The sequence below is a fragment of the Paraburkholderia dilworthii genome (assembly GCF_000472525.1).
Classification (GTDB): domain Bacteria; phylum Pseudomonadota; class Gammaproteobacteria; order Burkholderiales; family Burkholderiaceae; genus Paraburkholderia; species Paraburkholderia dilworthii.
In genome coordinates, this window is the sequence record NZ_AWZT01000027.1 from 15,269 (window position 1) to 34,895 (window position 19,627).

The 19,627-nt window shown below is 63.8% G+C and carries 17 protein-coding genes; 6 read left to right on the forward strand and 11 right to left on the reverse strand.

All coding sequences use genetic code 11. The features are described 5' to 3' along the window. Positions 1 to 32: 32 nt before the first annotated feature. The 3 genes from F759_RS0121735 to F759_RS0121750 all read right to left on the reverse strand — a co-directional run bounded on the left by F759_RS0121735 (position 33) and on the right by F759_RS0121750 (position 4,207). On the reverse strand, positions 33 to 1,499 hold the full coding sequence (locus F759_RS0121735; protein WP_027801728.1) for a FecR domain-containing protein: 1,467 nt from the start codon (positions 1,497 to 1,499) through the stop codon (positions 33 to 35). Between the two features lie 26 nt (positions 1,500 to 1,525). After that, complete coding sequence (locus F759_RS0121740; protein ID WP_027801729.1) at positions 1,526 to 2,263, reverse strand: response regulator transcription factor; 738 nt, start codon at positions 2,261 to 2,263, stop codon at positions 1,526 to 1,528. A gap of 969 nt (positions 2,264 to 3,232) precedes the next feature. Continuing rightward, positions 3,233 to 4,207 carry a GlxA family transcriptional regulator gene (locus F759_RS0121750; RefSeq protein WP_027801730.1) on the reverse strand — a complete coding sequence of 325 codons (975 nt, stop codon included), beginning with the start codon at positions 4,205 to 4,207 and terminating at the stop codon, positions 3,233 to 3,235. Between the two features lie 175 nt (positions 4,208 to 4,382). Here F759_RS0121750 and F759_RS38210 point away from each other — a divergent pair, with 175 nt between their 5' ends. Continuing rightward, positions 4,383 to 5,573 carry an MFS transporter gene (locus tag F759_RS38210; RefSeq protein ID WP_036024932.1) on the forward strand — a complete coding sequence of 397 codons (1,191 nt, stop codon included), beginning with the start codon at positions 4,383 to 4,385 and terminating at the stop codon, positions 5,571 to 5,573. A gap of 465 nt (positions 5,574 to 6,038) precedes the next feature. On the opposite strand, the gene F759_RS0121765 is transcribed toward F759_RS38210, so the two are convergent. The 6 genes from F759_RS0121765 to F759_RS0121800 form a co-directional block, all read right to left on the reverse strand. Beyond that, a complete protein-coding gene (locus F759_RS0121765) occupies positions 6,039 to 6,713 on the reverse strand; it encodes a septal ring lytic transglycosylase RlpA family protein (RefSeq protein ID WP_036024935.1) in 675 nt (224 codons plus the stop codon). An 89-nt stretch (positions 6,714 to 6,802) separates the two neighbouring features. Next, a complete protein-coding gene (locus F759_RS0121770) occupies positions 6,803 to 7,591 on the reverse strand; it encodes a peptidoglycan DD-metalloendopeptidase family protein (RefSeq protein WP_027801732.1) in 789 nt (262 codons plus the stop codon). 142 nt (positions 7,592 to 7,733) lie between these two features. Next, positions 7,734 to 8,018: a hypothetical protein gene (locus F759_RS0121780; protein WP_027801733.1), complete on the reverse strand. Its 285-nt coding sequence runs from the start codon at positions 8,016 to 8,018 to the stop codon at positions 7,734 to 7,736. Positions 8,019 to 8,217: 199 nt separating this feature from the next. Continuing rightward, positions 8,218 to 8,475 carry a hypothetical protein gene (locus tag F759_RS0121785; protein ID WP_027801734.1) on the reverse strand — a complete coding sequence of 86 codons (258 nt, stop codon included), beginning with the start codon at positions 8,473 to 8,475 and terminating at the stop codon, positions 8,218 to 8,220. 250 nt (positions 8,476 to 8,725) lie between these two features. Then, on the reverse strand, positions 8,726 to 12,190 hold the full coding sequence (locus F759_RS0121790) for a DEAD/DEAH box helicase (protein ID WP_027801735.1): 3,465 nt from the start codon (positions 12,188 to 12,190) through the stop codon (positions 8,726 to 8,728). A 978-nt stretch (positions 12,191 to 13,168) separates the two neighbouring features. Beyond that, on the reverse strand, positions 13,169 to 13,435 hold the full coding sequence (locus F759_RS0121800; RefSeq protein ID WP_027801737.1) for a DUF4148 domain-containing protein: 267 nt from the start codon (positions 13,433 to 13,435) through the stop codon (positions 13,169 to 13,171). Between the two features lie 271 nt (positions 13,436 to 13,706). Here F759_RS0121800 and F759_RS0121805 point away from each other — a divergent pair, with 271 nt between their 5' ends. The 3 genes from F759_RS0121805 to F759_RS0121815 all read left to right on the forward strand — a co-directional run bounded on the left by F759_RS0121805 (position 13,707) and on the right by F759_RS0121815 (position 15,928). Continuing rightward, a complete protein-coding gene (locus F759_RS0121805) occupies positions 13,707 to 14,441 on the forward strand; it encodes an anti-sigma factor family protein (protein WP_027801738.1) in 735 nt (244 codons plus the stop codon). A gap of 141 nt (positions 14,442 to 14,582) precedes the next feature. Beyond that, positions 14,583 to 15,101, forward strand: coding sequence for a sigma-70 family RNA polymerase sigma factor (locus F759_RS0121810; protein ID WP_027801739.1), 519 nt, complete (start codon positions 14,583 to 14,585; stop codon positions 15,099 to 15,101). Then, positions 15,098 to 15,928 (forward strand): anti-sigma factor family protein, encoded by an 831-nt coding sequence (locus F759_RS0121815; protein ID WP_027801740.1) that lies wholly within the window; start codon positions 15,098 to 15,100, stop codon positions 15,926 to 15,928. The genes F759_RS0121810 and F759_RS0121815 overlap by 4 nt, the downstream gene beginning before the upstream one ends. Positions 15,929 to 15,953: 25 nt before the next feature. Here F759_RS0121815 and F759_RS0121820 read toward each other — a convergent pair whose 3' ends face one another. Further along, positions 15,954 to 16,835, reverse strand: coding sequence for an AraC family transcriptional regulator (locus tag F759_RS0121820; RefSeq protein WP_027801741.1), 882 nt, complete (start codon positions 16,833 to 16,835; stop codon positions 15,954 to 15,956). Between the two features lie 208 nt (positions 16,836 to 17,043). Between F759_RS0121820 and F759_RS0121830 the strand changes: the two genes are divergently transcribed. After that, entirely contained in the window at positions 17,044 to 17,940 is an 897-nt protein-coding gene (locus F759_RS0121830; RefSeq protein ID WP_027801742.1) for an NmrA family NAD(P)-binding protein, read from the forward strand. 15 nt (positions 17,941 to 17,955) lie between these two features. Further along, positions 17,956 to 18,129 (forward strand): hypothetical protein, encoded by a 174-nt coding sequence (locus F759_RS43385; RefSeq protein WP_167334035.1) that lies wholly within the window; start codon positions 17,956 to 17,958, stop codon positions 18,127 to 18,129. A gap of 163 nt (positions 18,130 to 18,292) precedes the next feature. On the opposite strand, the gene F759_RS0121840 is transcribed toward F759_RS43385, so the two are convergent. Beyond that, positions 18,293 to 19,627, reverse strand: a complete 1,335-nt coding sequence (locus F759_RS0121840; protein ID WP_244438878.1) for a c-type cytochrome — start codon at positions 19,625 to 19,627, stop codon at positions 18,293 to 18,295.

A 19,627-nucleotide genomic window follows, 5' to 3' on the forward strand; every position in this document is an offset into this window, starting at 1 on the left:
GGGCGCTGTGCTGCGCCCTGAATCTATCAGCGTCAGCGCGCAAGCATAAACGACCGGACCGCGCTGCCCGTCTCATAGAAGCGACCGTTGTCGAACTGCTCGGCAATGATGGTCCAGTAGTAGACGCCTGGCGGCAAATTGCTCAGCACCAATTGGCCGCCCGTCAGATCAGCGCGATCGACAATCGGATGACGCAAATCGGCCGTCGTCGCCATGACGAAGCGAAAGCGCGTGTCCATCGACGCCGGCGCGCGGCTCACGAACCAGCGGAATTCATAGTCGTGGCTGCCGCTGCGCGGCGCAGCCGACGCCGCAAGGCCAAACTGGCGTCGCTCGAAGCCATAGACCTGCGGCAAGCCTTCAAGCCCGTTGGCGTCGATGCCGGCGATCCGCACGAAATACATGCCGTCGGCCAGATCGCCGAATTCCGCGTGCGGCGCGCTCACGCGCAGATCGCGGATCAGATCGAGCTGGTCGGCGTCGCGCGAAATCTGCACGCGGTAGGCGACGGCGGTTGGGGCGGTCCCGGCAGTTCCTGCAGTTCCGCTAGTTCCCACCGGTATCAGGTCGAACGCCACCGTCTTGCCGTCCTGCACTCGCGCCGGCTGCCTCAGCGCGGGCGCAGCAAGCAGTTCCACCGCATCGCCTATTGCGCCGCCGGCTCGCGTAACGCTGCCATAGCGCGCCGCGAGCAGTTGCGCCGATGCTTGCAGCGGCACGCCCGGCGCGGGCGCAGGCGCGCGAACCGCGGCCGGGTCCACGCCGACCGCGCCGTCCAGCACTTCGACAGCGGTGCTTTGGGCGTCGCCGTCATAAGCGACTCTGAAGCGCGTGCCGCGCACCCCCGCGACCACCGACGGCGAGCGGATCTGGAAGCGGTCGTCTTTCTTCGTCGCGTGCGTAACCTGGCTTTCGACTTGTCCGCGGCGCAGTTCCAGTTGACGGTCGCCCGCGCCCGTCAACGCGGTCCGCCGCAGCTTGCCAATGTCGAGCATGCCGTCCTGCGTCATCGTTACGTGCGAGCCGTCGGACAGCTCCAGTGTGACGAAGCCGTTGATTCCAGTGCGGATGCGGTCGCCTTCGACGAGCGTCGCGCCAGCCGTGAGCGGCAGATAACGGTTCGCTCCGAACGCATGCTCGGCCGGGCCGCTCGTCGCGATCACGCGCGCCGTCTCGGGGTCCTGCCTCAGCTTGTCGGCCGGCAAACGCAGCGCGATGCCGGCGGGCATGCGACGCGGCGCGCTCACGTGATTCAGGCGGCTCAGCAAGGCCCAGTCGCCGCTGCTGCTGAGATAGCGGCTGGCGATCTCGTAGAGCGTGTCGCCTTCATGCGTCACATAGGCGACATAGGCGGGCGGCGCAGTCGTCGCGCGCTGCTTCAGTGCGCGCGACGACTGCGCTTGCGCCGAACCGGGCGCTATGCAGGCGATCGCGAGCAGTCCTGCCGTCGCCAGCAACAGGCCCGCGCGGCGGCCCGTCGAACCCGTACTGCCGTGCATAGCTGAAGCGACGTCGAAAAAAAACGTCACGCCTGCCCCGCCTGTGGACGCTCGGCGGCGGCCGGCGCCTCGCCTGCGGATTCGAGCCGCTCGAGCCGGTAGCCATAGCCGTAAATCGGCGTCAGACGGTAGCCCCGTTCAGGCCGCAGGCCGAGCTTGCTGCGCAGCATCGAGACATGCGTGTCCATAGTGCGCGACGGGATATCGGTCGCCTGCTTCCAGATGACGTCGAGAATATGTGCGCGCGACAACGGCCGGCTCAGGTGCTGGAACAGCAGCAGAGCGAGCTCGAACTCCTTTTGCGTGACCGCCACTTTCGTGCCGCGCACCACCACATGCTTCGCATGCAGGTCGAATTCGAATTCGCCGAAGACTTCCTTCGCCGCCGGCGGCTTCAGATGATAGGCGCGGCGCAGCAGCGAACCGACGCGCGCGAGCAGCACGGCGGCCGAAACCGGCTTGACGACGTAATCGTCGGCACCGGTGTTCAGAATCGACGTGATGTCGCTCTCCTGCCCGCGGCTCGTCATGAACAGCACCGGCAAGCGTTCCGACAGGCTTTCGCGAACCCAGCGCAGGACTTCTTCGCCCGACATATCAGGCACATTCCAGTCCAGCACCAGAAGATCGAATGTTTCGCGTCGTAACTGCCGCACGAGTTCCCGGCCCGCGCCGTATGCGCGACAGATATGACCCGCCGCCGACAGTGTTTGGCAAACAAGATCGGCCTGCGCCGAATCGTCATCCAGGACAGCAATTCTCATAAAACCCCGCAACGCGACTTCGTCGTTTGTTCGTCATTTGTATCTGGCGCACCGGTAGCCGTGACCGCTTACGGCAAGCCGGTGGATCGGCCGGGATGGCGGTGCTCGCGGGCCCCGGCGATCCGGCCTCTCACTCATCTCAATTCGAAGTTTCTTCGACTTTCTTTCGACTAATGGTCCTTCGCCTCGCGCCCCGTACACCCTGCTCCCACCTGCTGCAATCCATCTCAAAATTAGCGCGCATTTTTCGATTCGGGAGCGGCGATTATCAAACCGCCGATAATCATAATCGAAAAAACGGTCGTTTTTATTGAATGCCATTAAGCGCTTCGCCGGCGGCGGCCGTCCGATCGCATGCCGCTACTGCCGGCTCCCGCGCCATTGCCGACGCCTCTCAGGTCCTGCCGGTTACTCTATCGGCCCGTATGGGCTCGTCATTTCGAATCAGGTGGTCTCTCTCACGCAGTGCTGGCCCCGCCGCCTTCGTTTTTCAAACCGCAGCCGGAATCCCGAACAGCGAGGGAAACAGCACAGAAACAGCACAGAAACAGCGATTTGACAATTTGTGAGTCAGTATAGAAACCGTCTCAAAATAAATCGTTTAAGGATTGTCAAATCGATTGGATGCTGCCAGCACACGTGCATTGGCCGGCACGCGCAATTCGCTGCAACAAGGGCCGTCAGCGATGCTGGCCCTAGCTGCTGACCATTGCACGGAGAAGAAGCGACGTCGCCAAACCGTTGTGAGCGCGCAGTTCACTATAGCGATGCGCAGCTTCGCGCCGCGCCACGCCAGGCACTCGGTGCATCGGTGCGACGCTATAGCTGTCCGAAATACCTCCTTGACCGCAGTAATCGAAGTCATGCGATTGCCGTATGCAGCTTGGCCAGTTCAGCGGGAATCGACGGCGCGGCCCGCATGGCGACAATGCTTCTCGTATATCGGTCCGCCTACAAGATCCCACGCCTTCAGGACACGAGCTCCGGCTCCACTCGCCCGAGCGCCCCGCGCGTTTCCCGGCTCAACCGACGCACCGCCTGAGGCGGTTGTCCAATGGTGCGCAGGAACGCGCGCCTCATTCGCTCGCGGTCGGAGAACCCCACTTCGTCCGCGATCACATCCAGCGATAGGCGACCCTTCTCGAGCATCAGCCGCGCCGCTTCCACGCGTAAATGTTCAACGGCTTTCGCGGGCGACTGACCCGTTTCCGCGCTGAACGCGCGGCTAAACTGACGCGGGCTCAAGCCCGCCACATCGGCGAGCTCCTCGACGGTCAATGCTCGGCGCAGATTCGCGTTCGCATAGTCGATCGCCTTCTGGATTCTGTCCGACTTCGGATCGAGGTCGAGCAATGTCGAAAACTGCGACTGGCCCCCTGCGCGCCGATGGTAAATAACCAGCTTGCGCGCCACCGCGCGCGACACGTCCTGGCCGTGGTCCTTCTCGATCATTGCAAGCGCCATGTCGATCGTTGCGGTCATGCCCGCCGATGTCCAGATCGGCCCATCGACGATAAAAATCTGGTCTTCCTCCACTGCGATCTTTGGGAAACGCCGCTGTAGATCGTTGGCGAACCGCCAATGGGTCGTCGCGCGCCGGCCGTCGAGAGCGCCGGCTTCGGCGAGAACGAAAGCACCCGTACATGGCGCCGCGATTCGTCTCGACGTCTCCAGCGAGCGCTTGACGAATGCCGTCAGTGCGGCCGACCCAATGTCGATGTCGACACCCGAGCCGAACATGATCGTATCGAACGTGGTGTCGCCGAACGGCTGCGTCTGCACGCGGATGCCCGCCGACGAGAGCACCAGCCCTCCCTTCTCCGACAGAACCGTCACTTCGTATGCCGGCTCTTCGAGCACGCCGTTGGCGAGTTCGAATGCGGTAATTGCCGCAAAGCCCATCAGGGAAAAATTGGGGAATACGACGAAACCGATCGTGTGCATGCGCCCTCCCAACGATGTCCTGAATTGCTTGTATATATGACATTTGAGACGCGGTCAACGACGATTATCCTTTGCCCATGTATCCCGTCGGCGATCCGACGCGGACGGGACCAGACGGCTGCGGCATGGCTGCGGCGCACGACCAGACTCAACCCACTTGGCCAGGAAGCTTCATATGGACCGCCGACTACTGATACTCGCGCTAGGCATGTTTGCAATGGGCACCGACAATTTCGTGATCGCCGGTATCCTGCCGGGCGTCGCGGCATCGCTGCGTACATCCGTCAGCGCAGCCGGCCTGATGGTGACGTTTTATGCGCTGACCGACGCGATCTCTGCTCCGGTGATGGCCGCGGTCGCCGGCGCATGGCCGCGTAAGCTGCTGCTGGTTTCCGCGCTGGGCATTTTCGTCGTCGGCAACGCAATCAGCGCGCTTGCCACGGAACTGCACTGGGTTCTGTGGAGCCGGGCTCTCGCGGGATTTGGCGCCGCACTGTTCTCTCCGACCGCATTGGGCGTTGCGTCGTCGCTCGCCGCGCCCGAAAAACGCGGCCGCGCACTTGCCACCGTCACGGCGGGCCTGACGGGCGCAACCGCGCTCGGCTCGCCGATCGGCACGTTTATCGGCGGATTCGGCAGTTGGAGAACGACGCTCTGGTTCGTCACGCTGCTTGGGCTTGTCTCGATGATCGGCGTATGGACGATGCTGCCATCGGTGGCGCGCCCCCCGTCCGTAAAGTTGCGCGACAGGCTGGCGCCGGTTCGCGACGTGCGCATCGCGTTGACGCTGCTCACGTCGCTGTTCGCGTTCGGTGGTTTCCTGATGGTCTACACGTATGCAGGCGTCGTGTTGAATCGCGTGACGCACGGCGACGAGCGCATTCTCGCCGGCATGTTTCTGTTGTGGGGCGTGGCGGCGACGCTCGGCAATCTGCTAGCCGGCCGCCTCGTCGACAGGTTCAGGAGCCGCCACATTATCAATGCGATGCTGTGCGTGGCCGCTATCAATTTCTGTGCGCTGCCGTGGACCTCCGCGCATGCGTTGAGTGCTGCGCTCGCTCTGACGATCTGGGGAATATGCGGGTGGGGACTCATCGTTCCGCAACAGCACCGCTTGGTGCAACTTTCACCGCAAGTCGCGCCCTTGCTGCTCGCGCTCAACAATACGGCCACGTATATCGGGCTGGCGTGCTCGGGCGTGCTCGGCGGCGCCGTGCTTCAGTCGATGGGCGGGCGTTATCTGAGCGTCGTGGCCGCGGTGCTGATTGCCATAGCTTTCGCTTTCGCCGAGGCCGCGCATCGGCGGACCGCGCGAGCGCAAGTGGCGCGTCGCGCAACGGCGAATCGCGAGACCGAAGCTGCCTGAGCTTCGCCAGAATCCCAGGTTGAGTCGATAATTCCGTTTCGCGCTGCCTACCCCAACAACGCGCCTTCAAAGCTTCATGCTGTACGACACGCGCAATGCGGCCTGAAAAAAAGGCGTCGTGCCCGATCAGGAGACGACGCCGCTAGAAAAACACCACACGCTCGCGGGGGCTACCTCACGAGTGAACAAAAAATAACCGCTACGGAATTCTTCCTCAAGATGAAAGAACTTCGTTTGTAACGAGCCATGCGGTAGATATTACGCAGGACGTAATAGCCCGCCTCGCGAAACCGATGTTGCACGCGGCGTCGAAAACGTTGTGATGAAAGACACTGACATCCGCGCATTTACAGACGCGAGGTTTTGTTACAGTCGCGCGTCACGCGAATGATTGAATGCGCAACGAAATTGACTCAGGCGTAAGTGCGACGAAATCCGTCGACATCGAATGGTAAGTCGTCTCTTTCATGCCGGCCGGTCCACGCACCGACGTGCGCCGTCCACGCCGCGCGCGGGCGCGATATGTTCGACTCTCACCGGCAAGCTGCCTGCCGTTCGCACGCCGATCGCCTCTGCAGCGGCATACGACAGGTCGATGATCCGTCCGTGCACGAACGGCCCGCGGTCGTTGATCCGAACTACCACCGAACGCGCGCGACCCAGCGTCGTCACACGCACGCAGGCGCCCAATGGCAACGTGCGATGCGCGGCCGTCAATGCATTCATGTCGTAGCGCTCGCCACTTGCAGTGCGGCGGCCGTGGAACATGCTGCCGTACCAGGACGCGAGGCCAGTCTGCTGAAAGCGCTTGCTGCAATCGCAGGCCGGTACGGCCGGCGAATCGTCGTCCGCGGGCTGCACGTCGGATCGCGGCTCGTCAGCCGACGCGCCAGGCGCCAGCGCGGTGCCGCGTTCGTCGTCATCGTTACCTTGCAACGCATGCGGCGCCGCACGCTCGAGTGTGCGAACGGCCGGCTCGCTGCTGTTTAGCGCGGCTGGCTCGACGACCGACGGCGCGCAGCCGGCCAGCGACAATGCACAGCCGAGCGACACGAGCATGAGACCGAGCCGGCCAGCAGCTGAGTCAGGAAAGCCGGTGGAACTGGTACAGATGGAAAAGCTGGAAAAGCGAAAGCTCATAAGGCGTCACATCGCGCGGCGCGCTTTATCCAACAGCGCGCCGCGTCGAGTCCGGTTGGAGAAAGCGGCAATGCCGCCTCAACGCCGACTTAACGGCGCTTGGGAAGATAGATGAGCGGATCGACGGGCTTGCCGCCGTCGCGCACTTCGAAATGCAAAAACGCGTCGCCGTGGGCATCGGCGGAAAGCTCTGCAACGGCCTGCCCCTTCTTGACGAGTGCGCCTTCTTTCACGAGCAACGCGCGGTTGTTGCCGTAGGCGGTCAACAGGTGTGCGTCGTGCTTGATGATAATCAGCAGGCCGTAAGCCGCAATGCCGCCGCCCGCGTACACCACCCTGCCGCTCGCCGCTGCTTTCACCTGTTCGCCCGCAAGCGGGGCGATTGCAATGCCCCTGGTTTTACCTGCCACGAACGGTGCTGCGAGAGCGCCATTCACCGGCCATACAAGCCGCGCTTTGGTGATGGCCGCGGCGCCCTGAACCGGGTTCGCGCGAGGATCGGTAGTTGCCGCCGCGCGTCCACTCGATCCCGCAGGAGCGCTCGCCGCGCCCGGCTGTGGCGCCACGCGCAACAGTTGCCCGGCACGCAGCGCGCCATCGGTCGACATGTGGTTCCACTGCGCAATGGCCGCTGCGTCGCGGCCGAACTCTCGCGCAATGCCAGCCAAGGTGTCGCCTGCATTCACCCAATAGAAGCCCGCGGGAACCATTGCCTCGTTAGCGATTGCAGGCACATTGCCAGCGGGCCATGCCGGCGGCGGATTCGTAGGCGAGCCGCTCGGCGCGAGCAGGGAGCAACCGCTCAGCGCAGCAGCCAACCAGAGGGCGAGCAGGATTGTGACGGCCGGTTTGGCACATCGCGGCAAACAGATTTTCATTGGAACAGTCGGGCGAGAACTTGATATTGCAAGGCGGCGCATCGAGCGCCAACCGCTGCGGTGGCGCGGCCGTCGCGATGCAGTGATACGCCTGTCGAACGCGCTGCGTAGCCGGCGCGCGCATTCAATGCGGGCGCGAACATCAGCACTCGTGCCTCTTCGCGTGTCCCGGCGGACAGTGAGCGTCGTAATTGAAGCGATAAGCGTTGTGGCCATCGGTTGCACGCACGTGCCGAGCTTGCCACTCGTCGCGCGACCAGTAGCGCTGACCGTCCCAATAGCGGCCATCGTGCCAGCCTTGGGCCGCGGGTGCGCTCACAACCGTGCGCGCGGAAGGGCTGACCGCAAGGCCAAAGCCGTTCGCGTGCGCCGCGACGCAGAGGCTCATCGCGCAAGCAACGGCGAGCGGAAGACAAATACGTTTCATACAATAGTCCTAACTAACCTGATTTCAATCTGAACGACGACAACCACGACGACAGGCGGCAATAATCAGTAACCACACCGTTCCACGAAGCCGTGTTGTGCGCCGCGCATCAATTTCATGCGATGAGTGATGGACGAGAAAACGGGCCGATGGCATGCATCGGCCCGCATCTTCACAGGCTCGCTACGCGGCGTAGAGCTTACGGCTTCGCGGGCGCTGCTTCGTCGACTGCCGGTGCGGCATCCTTTTCGCTGCTGGCAGCCGACGCCGCATGATGCGCGTGCTTATGAGCATGCTTGTGTTGCTTCTTGGCGCGGTGATGCTGGACCGCCGGCTTTGCCTCTTGCGGAGCAGCAACAGCGGGTTGCGACGATGCCGCGACCGGTGCCGAAGCCTGCGCGAATGCGGCGATCGAGAAAAGGCCGGCGATAGCGGCGGCGACGAGATGCTTGTTCATGGCGGAGATTTCCTTAACGTACTGCGTTGACTGACCTGATGATGGTCGCGTGTTCAACGAGTACCGGAAAAAACCGTTGACGGCGGGTGGACAATCTCCGCGCTTCTTGACGACTTGTGACGCCTTTGAACAATACACAGTCAGATCTGGTGAATTTGAATACCGCGGACACGGCGGTATTCGATCGCCGATGCCGATGCCCGATGTCTATGAACATCATCGCTGCACACGGGCACGAAGACAGTACGCGTTACCTTCCGCCTTCGAGATCGGGCATCGGCGCGAACAGCGCGTCGAGGTCGTCGTCCGAGAACTTGGCCGCGCCCGCGGCGTCCTCCGAGAGAATGCTGTCGGCGAGACCGGCCTTCTGCTCCTGCAATTCCACGATCTTTTCTTCGATGCTGCCCGCCGCGATCAGCTTGTAGACAAACACGGGCTTGTCCTGTCCGAGCCGATGCGCACGGTCCGTAGCCTGATTCTCCGCTGCGGGATTCCACCACGGATCGTAATGAATCACGGTATCCGCAGCGGTCAGATTCAGCCCAACGCCGCCCGCCTTCAGACTGATCAGGAACAAGGGCACCTCGCCTCGCTGAAAACGCTCCACGGGCGTGATCCGGTCCGTCGTATCGCCGGTCAGGATCACATAGGGAATGGCGGCTTCATCGAGTGCCTCGGCGATCAGTGCCAGCATGCCGGTGAATTGCGAGAACAACAGAACGCGGCGCCCTTCTTCGATCAACTCCGGCAGCATGGAGAGCAGCAAGTCGAGTTTGGCCGAGCGTATGCCGCGTGCGCCCTTGTCCGCCTTATCTGGGCTTGCCGGTTTGGCGGCTGCATCGTGACTGCGTTCGTCGCCCTCGCCCGCGGTTCTGATCGCGCGCACGAGCCGCGGATCGCAACACACTTGCCGCAACTTCAACAGCGCGTCGAGCACAATGATGTGACTGCGCGCGAGTCCTTGCGCGCTCACTGCGGCGCGCACTTTCTCCTGCATCGCCGTGCGCACGGTCTCGTACAGATCGCGCTGCGCGCCTTCCAGGTCGACGGAGCAGATAATCGTCGTCTTGGCCGGCAACTCTTTGGCGACCTCGTCCTTGCGACGCCGCAGCATGAATGGGCGGATGCGGCGCGCGAGCAACGAACGGCGCACGCCGTCGTTATTCTTCTCGATCGGATTGCGCCAGCGGCGCGTGAAGTCCTTCTGGCTGCCGAGGAAACCCGGCAGCAGAAAATCGAACTGCGACCACAATTCGCCCAGGTGATTTTCGAGCGGCGTGCCGGTCAGACACAGCCGGTGCCGCGCGTTCAAACCGCGGATTGCCTGCGCGGCTTTCGTCGTTGCGTTCTTGACGTACTGCGCCTCGTCGAGAATCAGCAGGTGGTATTCGTGTTCGGCGAGCACCTTCTGATCGCGCCACAACAATGCGTAGGTGGTTAGAATCAGTTCGTGTTCGCCAATCTGTTCGAAGCGCTCCTTGCGCTGCGGGCCGTTCAGCACCAGCACGTTGAGCTCGGGCGCGAAGCGCCGCGCTTCCTCACGCCAGTTGTGCACGAGCGTGGTCGGCACGACGATGAGCGCAGGCCGGTCGAGCCGGCCCGCTTCCTTCTCGGCAAGAATATGCGCGAGCGTCTGCACGGTTTTGCCGAGGCCCATGTCGTCGGCGAGTACACCCGCAAGACCCTGCTCGCGCAGATACTGCATCCAGTTCAGACCTTGCTGCTGATATGCGCGCAGTTCGGCCCGCAGGCCGCGAGGCGCCGGCACCTCGCGCAAGCCCGGACCGGCTTGCAGCCGCTGCGCGAGTTCGCGGATGGAATCGTCGCCGCGAAACTGCCAGCGTCCTGTATCGCTTAATGCCTGAAGACGGCCCGCGTCGACAGAAGGCACGCGCAGCGGCGCGCCGTCGGCCAGGCTGCCGCCGAGCGAATCGAACAGATCGACCAGCACGCGCACCACCGGCTTCAACCGGTCGGCGCGCAGCCTGAGACGCTTGTTCTCCTCGGTCTTTAGCTCGATGGGTTCGTCGTCGGCAATCGCCTCCAGCGCGCCGCCCAGCCAGCGTCGGTCGCGCCGGAACAGATCGGCAAGCAGCGGTTCGAGCCGTACCGTGCGCTCCCCGATGCGTATGCCCATTTCCAGATCGAACCAGCCGTCGCCGGCCTGGTGCGCGGTGCCGTCGATCGCATCGATCTCGATGACGTTGTAGCGGAACTCGGGCGCCATCGTCACACGCCAGCCTTTGCTGACGAGTTCCGGCACGGCGTCGCTGACGAACGCGGACCACGCGTCGGCATCGGCCAGGCCGAGCATCGTATCGGGCAGATGCCGCGACGTGAACACGCGGCTCGTGGGGACTTTCTGCAGCCCTGTCTTGCGCAGCTCGAGCAAGCGCTTTTTCTCGACCTCGTAGCGGCGGCGGATGTGAATGACGTCGCCGCCCGGCATCGGCACTAGCGTCACGCTGCTGTCCACGTTGATGCTGATGCCGTCGTAGTCGAAACTCACGCCGGCCAGTTCGACGGCCTGGCCTTTCGCTTTTCCCGCCGACGGCAGCGCGTGGCTGTTGAGCGACAGCACCGGCACCGGCTCGACATCGATGACGCGAATCGCCCGCGCGTCATGCGTGGGCGGCAGCGGCAACTCGGGCGCCACCTCGCGCAGGACCGACGCCACGAGGGGCGCTTCGGCGAGCGAGATCGGCGGCATGGCGAGGTAATCGGGCAATTGTTGAAACGGCAGCGACGAGCGCACGATACCGGCCTCGTTGGCCGCGCCGTCCACATACCAGACGGGCTCGGTGGGCAACACCATGCTGGCGCGCGGTTCGGTGCATAGAACGGGGCGCAGCCGCTGATCGGCAAGCGGCTCCCATTCGATGCGCCCGGGCCGGTCCGCTGCACGCACAAGCGGCGGGGGCCCGTCGTGACCGGGCGCGATCCTGAAGTCGACGAACAGGCGCCCGGTGGCAATCAGCTTTTGCAGCATCTCGGCGCCGCTCGTGCCGCGCAGAATGAATTGCCCGAAGTCTTCGCGCGAACGCCCGAGCCACAGGCCGCGCAAGATGGACAGATCTTCGTCTGAGACGAACCCCGGTTGCTTCACTAACGCCGCTTCGACGTTGCCCCAGGTTTCGCCGACCGAGACGATCCGGCCGTCCGGATGGCAGCGCGCGCGGTATAGCGCGACCTCGTGCCGCATATGGAAGTCGGACCAATTCAGCCGATAGGCGAGCGTCTCAGTACGCGCCGCGCCCGCCTTCTGGACCGCCGCATCGGCGGCTTCTGCGCGCGCCCGGAAACGTTCGAGCCAGCTCACCAGCTCGGGACGCACGCCCGGTTGCGAAGCGCCGCGTTCCACCGCTGCAAACTTCGCGAAGGCTGCGGCGCTATCGCTGCGCTCATCGTCATCCACGCGGATGATGTGGTCCATCTCGTCGTGGTACTCGAGCTCGGCCAGCAGCAGTGCGGCGACATGCTTGCAGTTGCGGCCCACTGGGCAGGTGCAGTCGCTCTGCGCCCAGGGTGAGCCGCCATCGGTGCGAAATCGTACGCGCGTCCTGTAAGGAAGCGGCTGCGTGCCCTGCACGTCGCCCGTGAGCGTCGCTCCGTGCCATGCCACGTTGCTGACGGGCCCGACCGCACGCGCCTTGGCGACGGTGTGGTCACCGAGCCATTCTGCAATCCGTTCCCGATCAAAGAAAACTGACGACATCAGGGTGCATCCTCTTGAAGCCGGTGAAGGCAAGCGGCGCAGGACCTCTGCCCGGCGGACGGCGCGCTGTCCACCACTGTGTTTGCTCCAGGCCTCGCTGCCAGTGATAACCGGCCATTTTACGCGTTGGCGGGAATTGGCTGTGCGAGGTGGCGCTCGCGTTGAGGCAGGTTTTGGGGGGATGGAGAGTCTGGGCGGAGGAGTTGGTTCGGAACGGTTTGGTTCGGAACGGTTTGGTTCGGAATGGTTTGGTTCGGAATGGTTTGGTTCGGAATGGTTTGATTCGGAATGGTTTGATTCGGAATGGTTTGATTCGGGAGGGTTTGTGCGGTGACGGTCGCGTGGGAGCAAGTCCACGCGGCAACCGGTTTCGCGTGAGGAAGGGTTTCGCCCCGCACGCGCTTCGCTCACAAGACCTGCTGTGCGCGGAGCGGGCAGTTTTTTCTAGCGGGCGACCGACTTCACACGGTCCCCCGGATTGGCGCGACAAGCCAGTTTGGTTCGGTGCGCGTATTTCCCGCGCCAGGCCGCTCTCCTTCCAGCCGGTTGCTACTCGACGCGCGCCGCGCGCCCCTCGCCGGTCCCGCCCGTCGCGTCCGTTCCGCCATCTGGCGCCTCAGCGCGCGGCCGCGCGCCGACAAGGACATCCACACCGGCACCCGTCAACGTTTCGGCAAGCGCCGGCGCGGGAGCTTCGTCAGTAACAAGCAGGTCGACGCAATCCGCCCCGAACGCGTGCATAGTTGACGCGCAGCGTCGAACGTCCGCCGCGCGCGCCATATTTCCATAACCCGCCGTCGCGGCCGACCGGACCTTGAAATAACGCAGAACGCGGGACGCAGCGGCACCCTGTCGAACAGCGTAAAAGCGAGCCCCCACGCAACGCGAGCGCGCCGCGCACGAGACGCGGGTCTGTTCCGTTCTATGTCCGGCGCGCTCTTTTGCGTGGCGCGCCGGTCGCCGGCATTGTCGCCTGCGTTAATTCGCGCTGCCCGCCGGCGCGCTTTGGCTTGCCACGCGGCTCGCGGCTGCCTGTGCAGCAAGCGCTTCCTTATGCTGCTCGACCTGATGTGCGAATACCGGGCTAACGTCCGGATACGACGCATCGGTTACATAATCGAGGCCGTTCTGCTGTGCTTCGATCAGTTCCTGATAGACCTCGGCGCGAGTCTTTCCCTGCGCAAAAACATTCGACGATGCGGCAAGAACGACGACGGACAATGCGGCAAAAGCGATCTTCTTCATGATGAACTCCGGTGAGTTGTGTACGGGTTTGCATCAGGGAGAACCACGCCGCACCCGCTTTTATTCCTGTGCGAGCCGCATGTAAAAAACATTGTCGGCGCTGGGAATAAAATGCTTGTCAGAAGGGTTTCCTCCGCCCTCCTGCAACGACGCAACGACAGATAATGGCAAAGTGAAGGATGTCGGCATGACCTGTCGTGCGACCGGAATAAACCGGCGCCCGGCCGTGTTCACTCCTCAATAGCCGGATCCTGACTGGAGACCTTTCATCATGAACCCGACCGACGCCCCTGCCGATTCGCCGCTTTCCGAGGCCGACATTCAGGCCTATGCCGACGGCACCCTGTCGCCGGCGCGGACGGCGTTTCTGCGCGACTATCTGGGCCGCGATCCGGCGGAAGCGCGCCGCGTGGCCTTCTACGGCACATTGAACGAGCAGATTCAGCGCTCGTTTCAGACCGCCGACGAACCGGCCCCGCGCGCATCGAGCGGCCGGCGCAACTCAGACAACCGCTTAGGCAAGACTGCTGCAAGGCCGCGTTGGTACAAGCCGTTCAGGGCACTGGCTGCTCTCGCGATCGCCTGCATCGCCGTAAGCGGCTGGCTCGCGGCGACGCAGGTCACCCAGCAGGCGCTCAACAACGCGGCCGTGATGGTGTTGGCCGAGACCGCCGCCGCGCCGTTTCCCGCCGCATCGCCCAGCCGCATGGCCCCGTCCGCCCCCAACCTGGAGGCGATCGGGCTGCGGCTCGTGGATCAGCGCGTGCTGTCACTCGGCCTGCTGCAGCGCGCTACCGAATTCGTCTATCTGAATGGCGACAATCAGCCCGTGGTCGTGCTGTCGACACTCGCGCTCCTCGCGCCCGCGCAGCCGCAATGGTCCGCGCGGCGCATCGGCGACGTGCGTCTCCTGACATGGACCGCACAGCGGCAGCGCTTCGTGGTCGCGGGCAATGCACGCACGCATGGCCTGATGCGTGCCGCCGACGTCATGACCATGCAATGAAGCACGCGCCGTCATGCGGTGAGGCACTTCCGCCAACGAATAGAACGCACTCACGCGTGTTTGCCCTTCAAACGCGTGCGACGCCCCGAAGAACGCGCCGCCGCTCCGTGTCCACGAGCGGCCCCATGACCGGGATGAACAATGGATGTTCGTGACGAATTGATGGAACACGTGCCGCGCTTGCGGCGCTACGCACGCGCGCTGATCAACAATCGTGATCTCGCGGACGATCTGGTGCAGGACACGCTCGAACGCGCGCTCGGCCGCACCGGAATGTTCGAGCCCGGCACCGATCTGCGCGCGTGGCTATTTACGATCATGCACAACGTGTTCGCCAATCAGGCGCGCAAGGCATCGTCACGCGCGGTCCACGTGGCGGTCGACGACGAAAGCGTGCATGAAAGCGAGTTCGCCGTGCCGGCGCAACAGGCCCGCTCGCTCGAAATGCGCGATCTCGACTATGCGTTGCAGCGTTTGCCCATCGAGCAGCGCGAAGTCGTGCTGCTGGTCGGCCTCGAGGAAATGAGCTACGCCGATGTCGCGCTTGCGCTTAACGTGCCCATCGGCACGGTGATGTCGCGGCTTTCGCGCGGGCGCGAACGGCTTCGGGCATTGATGGCGGGCAGTCAGCCCGGTGCGAAACTACAGGTGGTGCGATGAGCGAGCAACATACGCCAATCAGCGAAGAAGAACTGCACGCTTACGTGGACGGTACGCTGTCCGAGGAACGGCGTGCGGATGTGGAGCGCGCGCTCGAACAGAATCCCGACCTGGCCACGCGTATCAGCGATTATTTTTCGCTGAACAGCATGTTCCATGAGCGCTACGACCGCGTATTGAACGAACCCGTGCCGAAGCGCTTGCAGCCGGGCGCGCCGCGCCGCTCGCGCATTGCAGCCAACTGGCCGCAGTTCGCGGGGATGGCGGCGGCGCTCGTGATGGGAATCGGCATCGGCGTCGGCGCGCATATGGGGCAGGACGCGTTGCGGCCGGTGGCGGGTTCGTCGAATACGCGCGCGGTCAGTGCCGACAGCACCGAAGTATTCGCGCATCAGGCTGCGGTTGCACATGTCGTGTATATGGCGACGGTCGACCGGCCCACCGACATGACCGCGGATCACGAGCAGGACTTCGTGCAGTGGCTCGCGAATCGCCTCGGCACGAATGTGCATCCGCCGATGCTGTCGAAGGCGGGCTTCGCGCTCTCAGGTGGGCGCCTGTTGCCTGGCCCCGACGGCGATACCGCGCAGTTCATGTATCGCGGCCCGAATGGCGAACGCGTGACGCTGTGTATCTCGCGCCGCCAGGTGAACGCGAACACCACGGCGTTCAAGCTGTATCAGGACGGACCGGTGAACGTGTTCTATTGGGTCGACGGCGATTTCGGCTACGCGGTTTCAGGCGGTATCGACCGCAAGCAGTTGCTGCAACTGTCGCATGACGTGTACTCGCAATTGACGGCGGCCGCGCCCTCTCCGCCGGGCTGATGCTCGGATGGCCTGCCGCGGTACGTTAGCGCGCGCCCGACTTGACGAGCTCGCGCGGCGTCATTCCGAGGAGCCGCCCCATCCAGTGCGCCATGTGGCTCTGGTGCGCAAAGCCCGCGTCGAGCGCGACCTGGCTTGCGCTTAGCCGGCCTTGCAGCAGCAGGGTCCGCGCGCGTTCGACACGCCGCTGCACCACATAGTGATGCACGGGCACGCCGAGCGTCGCGCGAAACAGCACCTTGAAATGCGGCACGCTAAGGTCGGCGAGCGCGGCGAGTTCGCTCAACGTGAGGCGGCGATCGAGATGCGCTTCGATAAACTCCGTCACGCGTGCCGCTGTTCTGGGTGCGAGCGTGCGCCGCTTGTCGTCGAGCGAGGGCGCGCCGCCGATCAGACGCACCACCATCGCCGTGCACAGACTTTCGGCGTAGAGCGGATCGGATGCCTCGTCCGCCTCGAGTTCGGCGCGCAAGGCCCACGCAAGATGCTGAAAGCGCGGATCGCGCATCTGGAATTGCGGGCGAATCTGCGCGCCGCTCGCCTTTAACGCCAACTGTTCGGCGGTTCTTTGCGCGAAATCTTCGCCGATCCATACGCTGAAGATCGTGCAGGCGGATTCGTCGCTCCATTGCCCGTCGAGTCCCGCGGGAATCACGTCCGCGTCGCCGTGCGCCTGAATGCGAGAGTGCGGCTTCTCGTTGCAATGACAGCGCGCTCTGACCGGCGCGCCCACATGCACGCCCACCCGATGATGCCTGAACGCCGGTATCCGGTGCAATCCGGCTGACACGTTCACGAGCTCGGCGCCGAAACCCTGCCAGCCAAGCGTTTTGCTCGAACGCAGCGCGATCCGGGAGCCCGTGTGCGCGGGCGGAATCGGCGTGCGTATCTGTGTGACGGCATTCATTCGTTTTACCTCGCGGATGGCGGTCGATCTCCGCGCATTGTGCCTGGTTTTTCCGGGCTCCGCCCAATACGGTTTCCTGGAGCCCGACCGCGCGGCGGCAACGAGCGAGACGATCATCCGAATCTGCTCGTTCACATCTTCGCGTGTGCGTTTTCTGCTGACGGCGTCCTTATGATCGGGCCATGACGATCCGATAAGGAGCCTTAACATGTTCGTGATTTTCGGGGCAGGCGGCAATGTTGGCAAAGCAAGCGCAGCCGCGTTGCGGCGCGCCGGTCGCGACGTGCGCGCGGTCGTTCACAGCGCGGCGCAGGCTGGGCCGCTCGCGGAGATGGGCTGCCATGTCGCGGTCGCCGATCTGCATGATCGGGCCGCGGTGGCGCGCGCCCTCGAAGGCGCGCACGCGGTGCAGACGCTATGTCCGGTGCCGCGCCATCACGACGACCCCGCAAACGCGATGCGCCACATGATCGACGTAAGCGTCGACGCATTGCGTACGAATCCGCCGCCGCATGTGCTCGCGCTTTCCGATTACGGCGCCGAGCACGCAAGCGGAACAGGCATCACCACGCTGTTCCATTACGTCGAAACGCAGCTCAGTGGCGTCGACACCCGGTTGACGTTCCTCCGCGCGGCCGAGCATATGCACAACTGGGCGCGCGTAGTGCCGTTCGCATTGTCCAAAGGCGTGCTGCCGAGCCTGCATCATCCGCTGAATAAACGCTTTCCTACCGTGGCTGCGCAGGATGTCGGCGCGCTGGCGGCGCAATTGCTGCTCGATGACAAGCCGCCGCAGCATTCCCCACGTGTCGTGAGCGTAGAAAGTGAAGAACGCGTCAGCGTGATCGACGTCGCACGCACAATCGGCGAATTGGCGGGCCGGCCGGTCGCGGCGCACGCGGTGCCGCACGAGCAATGGTTGGCGATGCTCGAAGGCGCTGGCCTCGGCGAGCAGCACGCACGGCTCATAATCGATCTCCATGACGCGCACAACGCGGGCTGCATCGACGTGCAGGCCGGCGTCAGCGAACAGTGGTTCGGCTCCACGACATTGGCGCAGGCGCTAGCGGCAATCGTGCCGCATGACGCGGCCCGCAGCGCGTGAGCAAGGAGGATGGAGATGTCGACCTGCTCTTTCCGACCCGAAGCGCGACCCGAAGCGACACTACCGCGCGCCGATGCGAGCCGCTTACTGGCGATCGTGCTGACCGTGTTGGCACTGGTGGGCTGGCGCGCGCTTCGTGATCTGCTCAACGCGATTCCCGACAGCAACGACGACTTCGGCTTGTTCTAACCCGCCCGAAGTCCTCGAACCGTTCGACGCGACGTTGAACCGACACGATAACGGAATCACACATCGCCTGCGGATCCTGCTTGCGCGCAACCTCAACCCCTGCTCGTTTGCGACGAGGCCGGTGGTTCCTTGCATCAACGCATCGAACGACGAATCGCCGTGCCTATTGGTGGATCTTCGAGCGGAGCCGTTCGACCTCACGGTCGGACACCGGAGCCGCGTGATTTCCCCATGTATTGCGAATGAAGCTGACGACCTGCGCAATTTGAGCCGACGTCAGTTGCCCGTGGAATCCGGGCATTTTCTGCGGCGCGGGTCCTTCGTCTGTCACCGGGCTTTTGCTGCCTTCGATCACGATACGCATGACCGAAGTCGGATCGGCCGCCAACACTAGCGGATTTCCTGCAAGTGCCGCGACTTTGCCGGGCTGCCCCTGCCCGTTCGCCTGATGGCAGCGCGCACAGAACGACAGGTAAATACCGGCGCCGTGACGCTCCACTTCCCCCGTTTCAATGCTTCGCGCGGTAAGCGCTCTCGCGTGCTCCGTATTTGCGAAGGTGCCGTAGGTTTCGTGCGGCGGCAGCGCCTTCAGATAGGTGGCGATCGAACGCAGGTCCTCGTCGGACATGTACTGGGTACTCTCTCCGACAACCGGCGCCATCGCGCCGAAAGCGATAGCCCCGGCGCCGTGGCCGGTGCGCAGAAAGTTGACGATGTCGTCCGTAGACCATCGTCCGAGGCCGCTTGCCGGATCGCCGGTCAGATTCGGCGCCAACCAGTGATCATTGACGCCCCCGGTCAGATACCACGGCGAGCTCTCGCTATAGCCGAGTTCGTTGTACGCGGGTCCGCGCGGCGTGTGACACGCGCCGCAATGCCCGAGCCCCTGCACGAGATAAGCCCCGCGATTCCATTGACTACTGCGCTTCGGATCAGGGACGTACTGGTCGCGGTTGCCCACAGTCAGCGTCCAGAAAAGCATTCCCCAGCGCAGATTGAACGGAAACGGCAGATGCGTCTCGGGCGCGCGTTTCGCCACCGGCTTCACACCGTGCATCAGGTACGCATAAAGTGCGAGCACATCGTCGTCCGTGATGTGGGCAAATGACGGGTAAGGCATGGCGGGGTACAGCCGCTTGCCGTCCCTACGTTTGCCGAAACGCAGCGCGTCGGAAAACTCCCGAAGCGAATAGCGTCCGATGCCGTACGTCGGGTCGGGCGTGATATTGGTGGCGTAGATGGGACCAAACGGAGAGTTGACCGGCAGTCCGCCGGCGAGCGGCGCATGATCCGCGGCATCATGGCACGCACGGCAATCGCCCGCTTTCGCAAGATATTCGCCGCGCGCGACGAGCTTCGGGTCGCTCGCGATCGGCGACTGCGCCGTCACGTTGGCCGGAACACTGCCGGATTCGTCTGCCGGGCATCCACCGAGCAAGGCGACAATGCCAAGAATAAATGCGGCGGCAAGCCGGCTCGTTGTTCCCGTGGTGTTCAT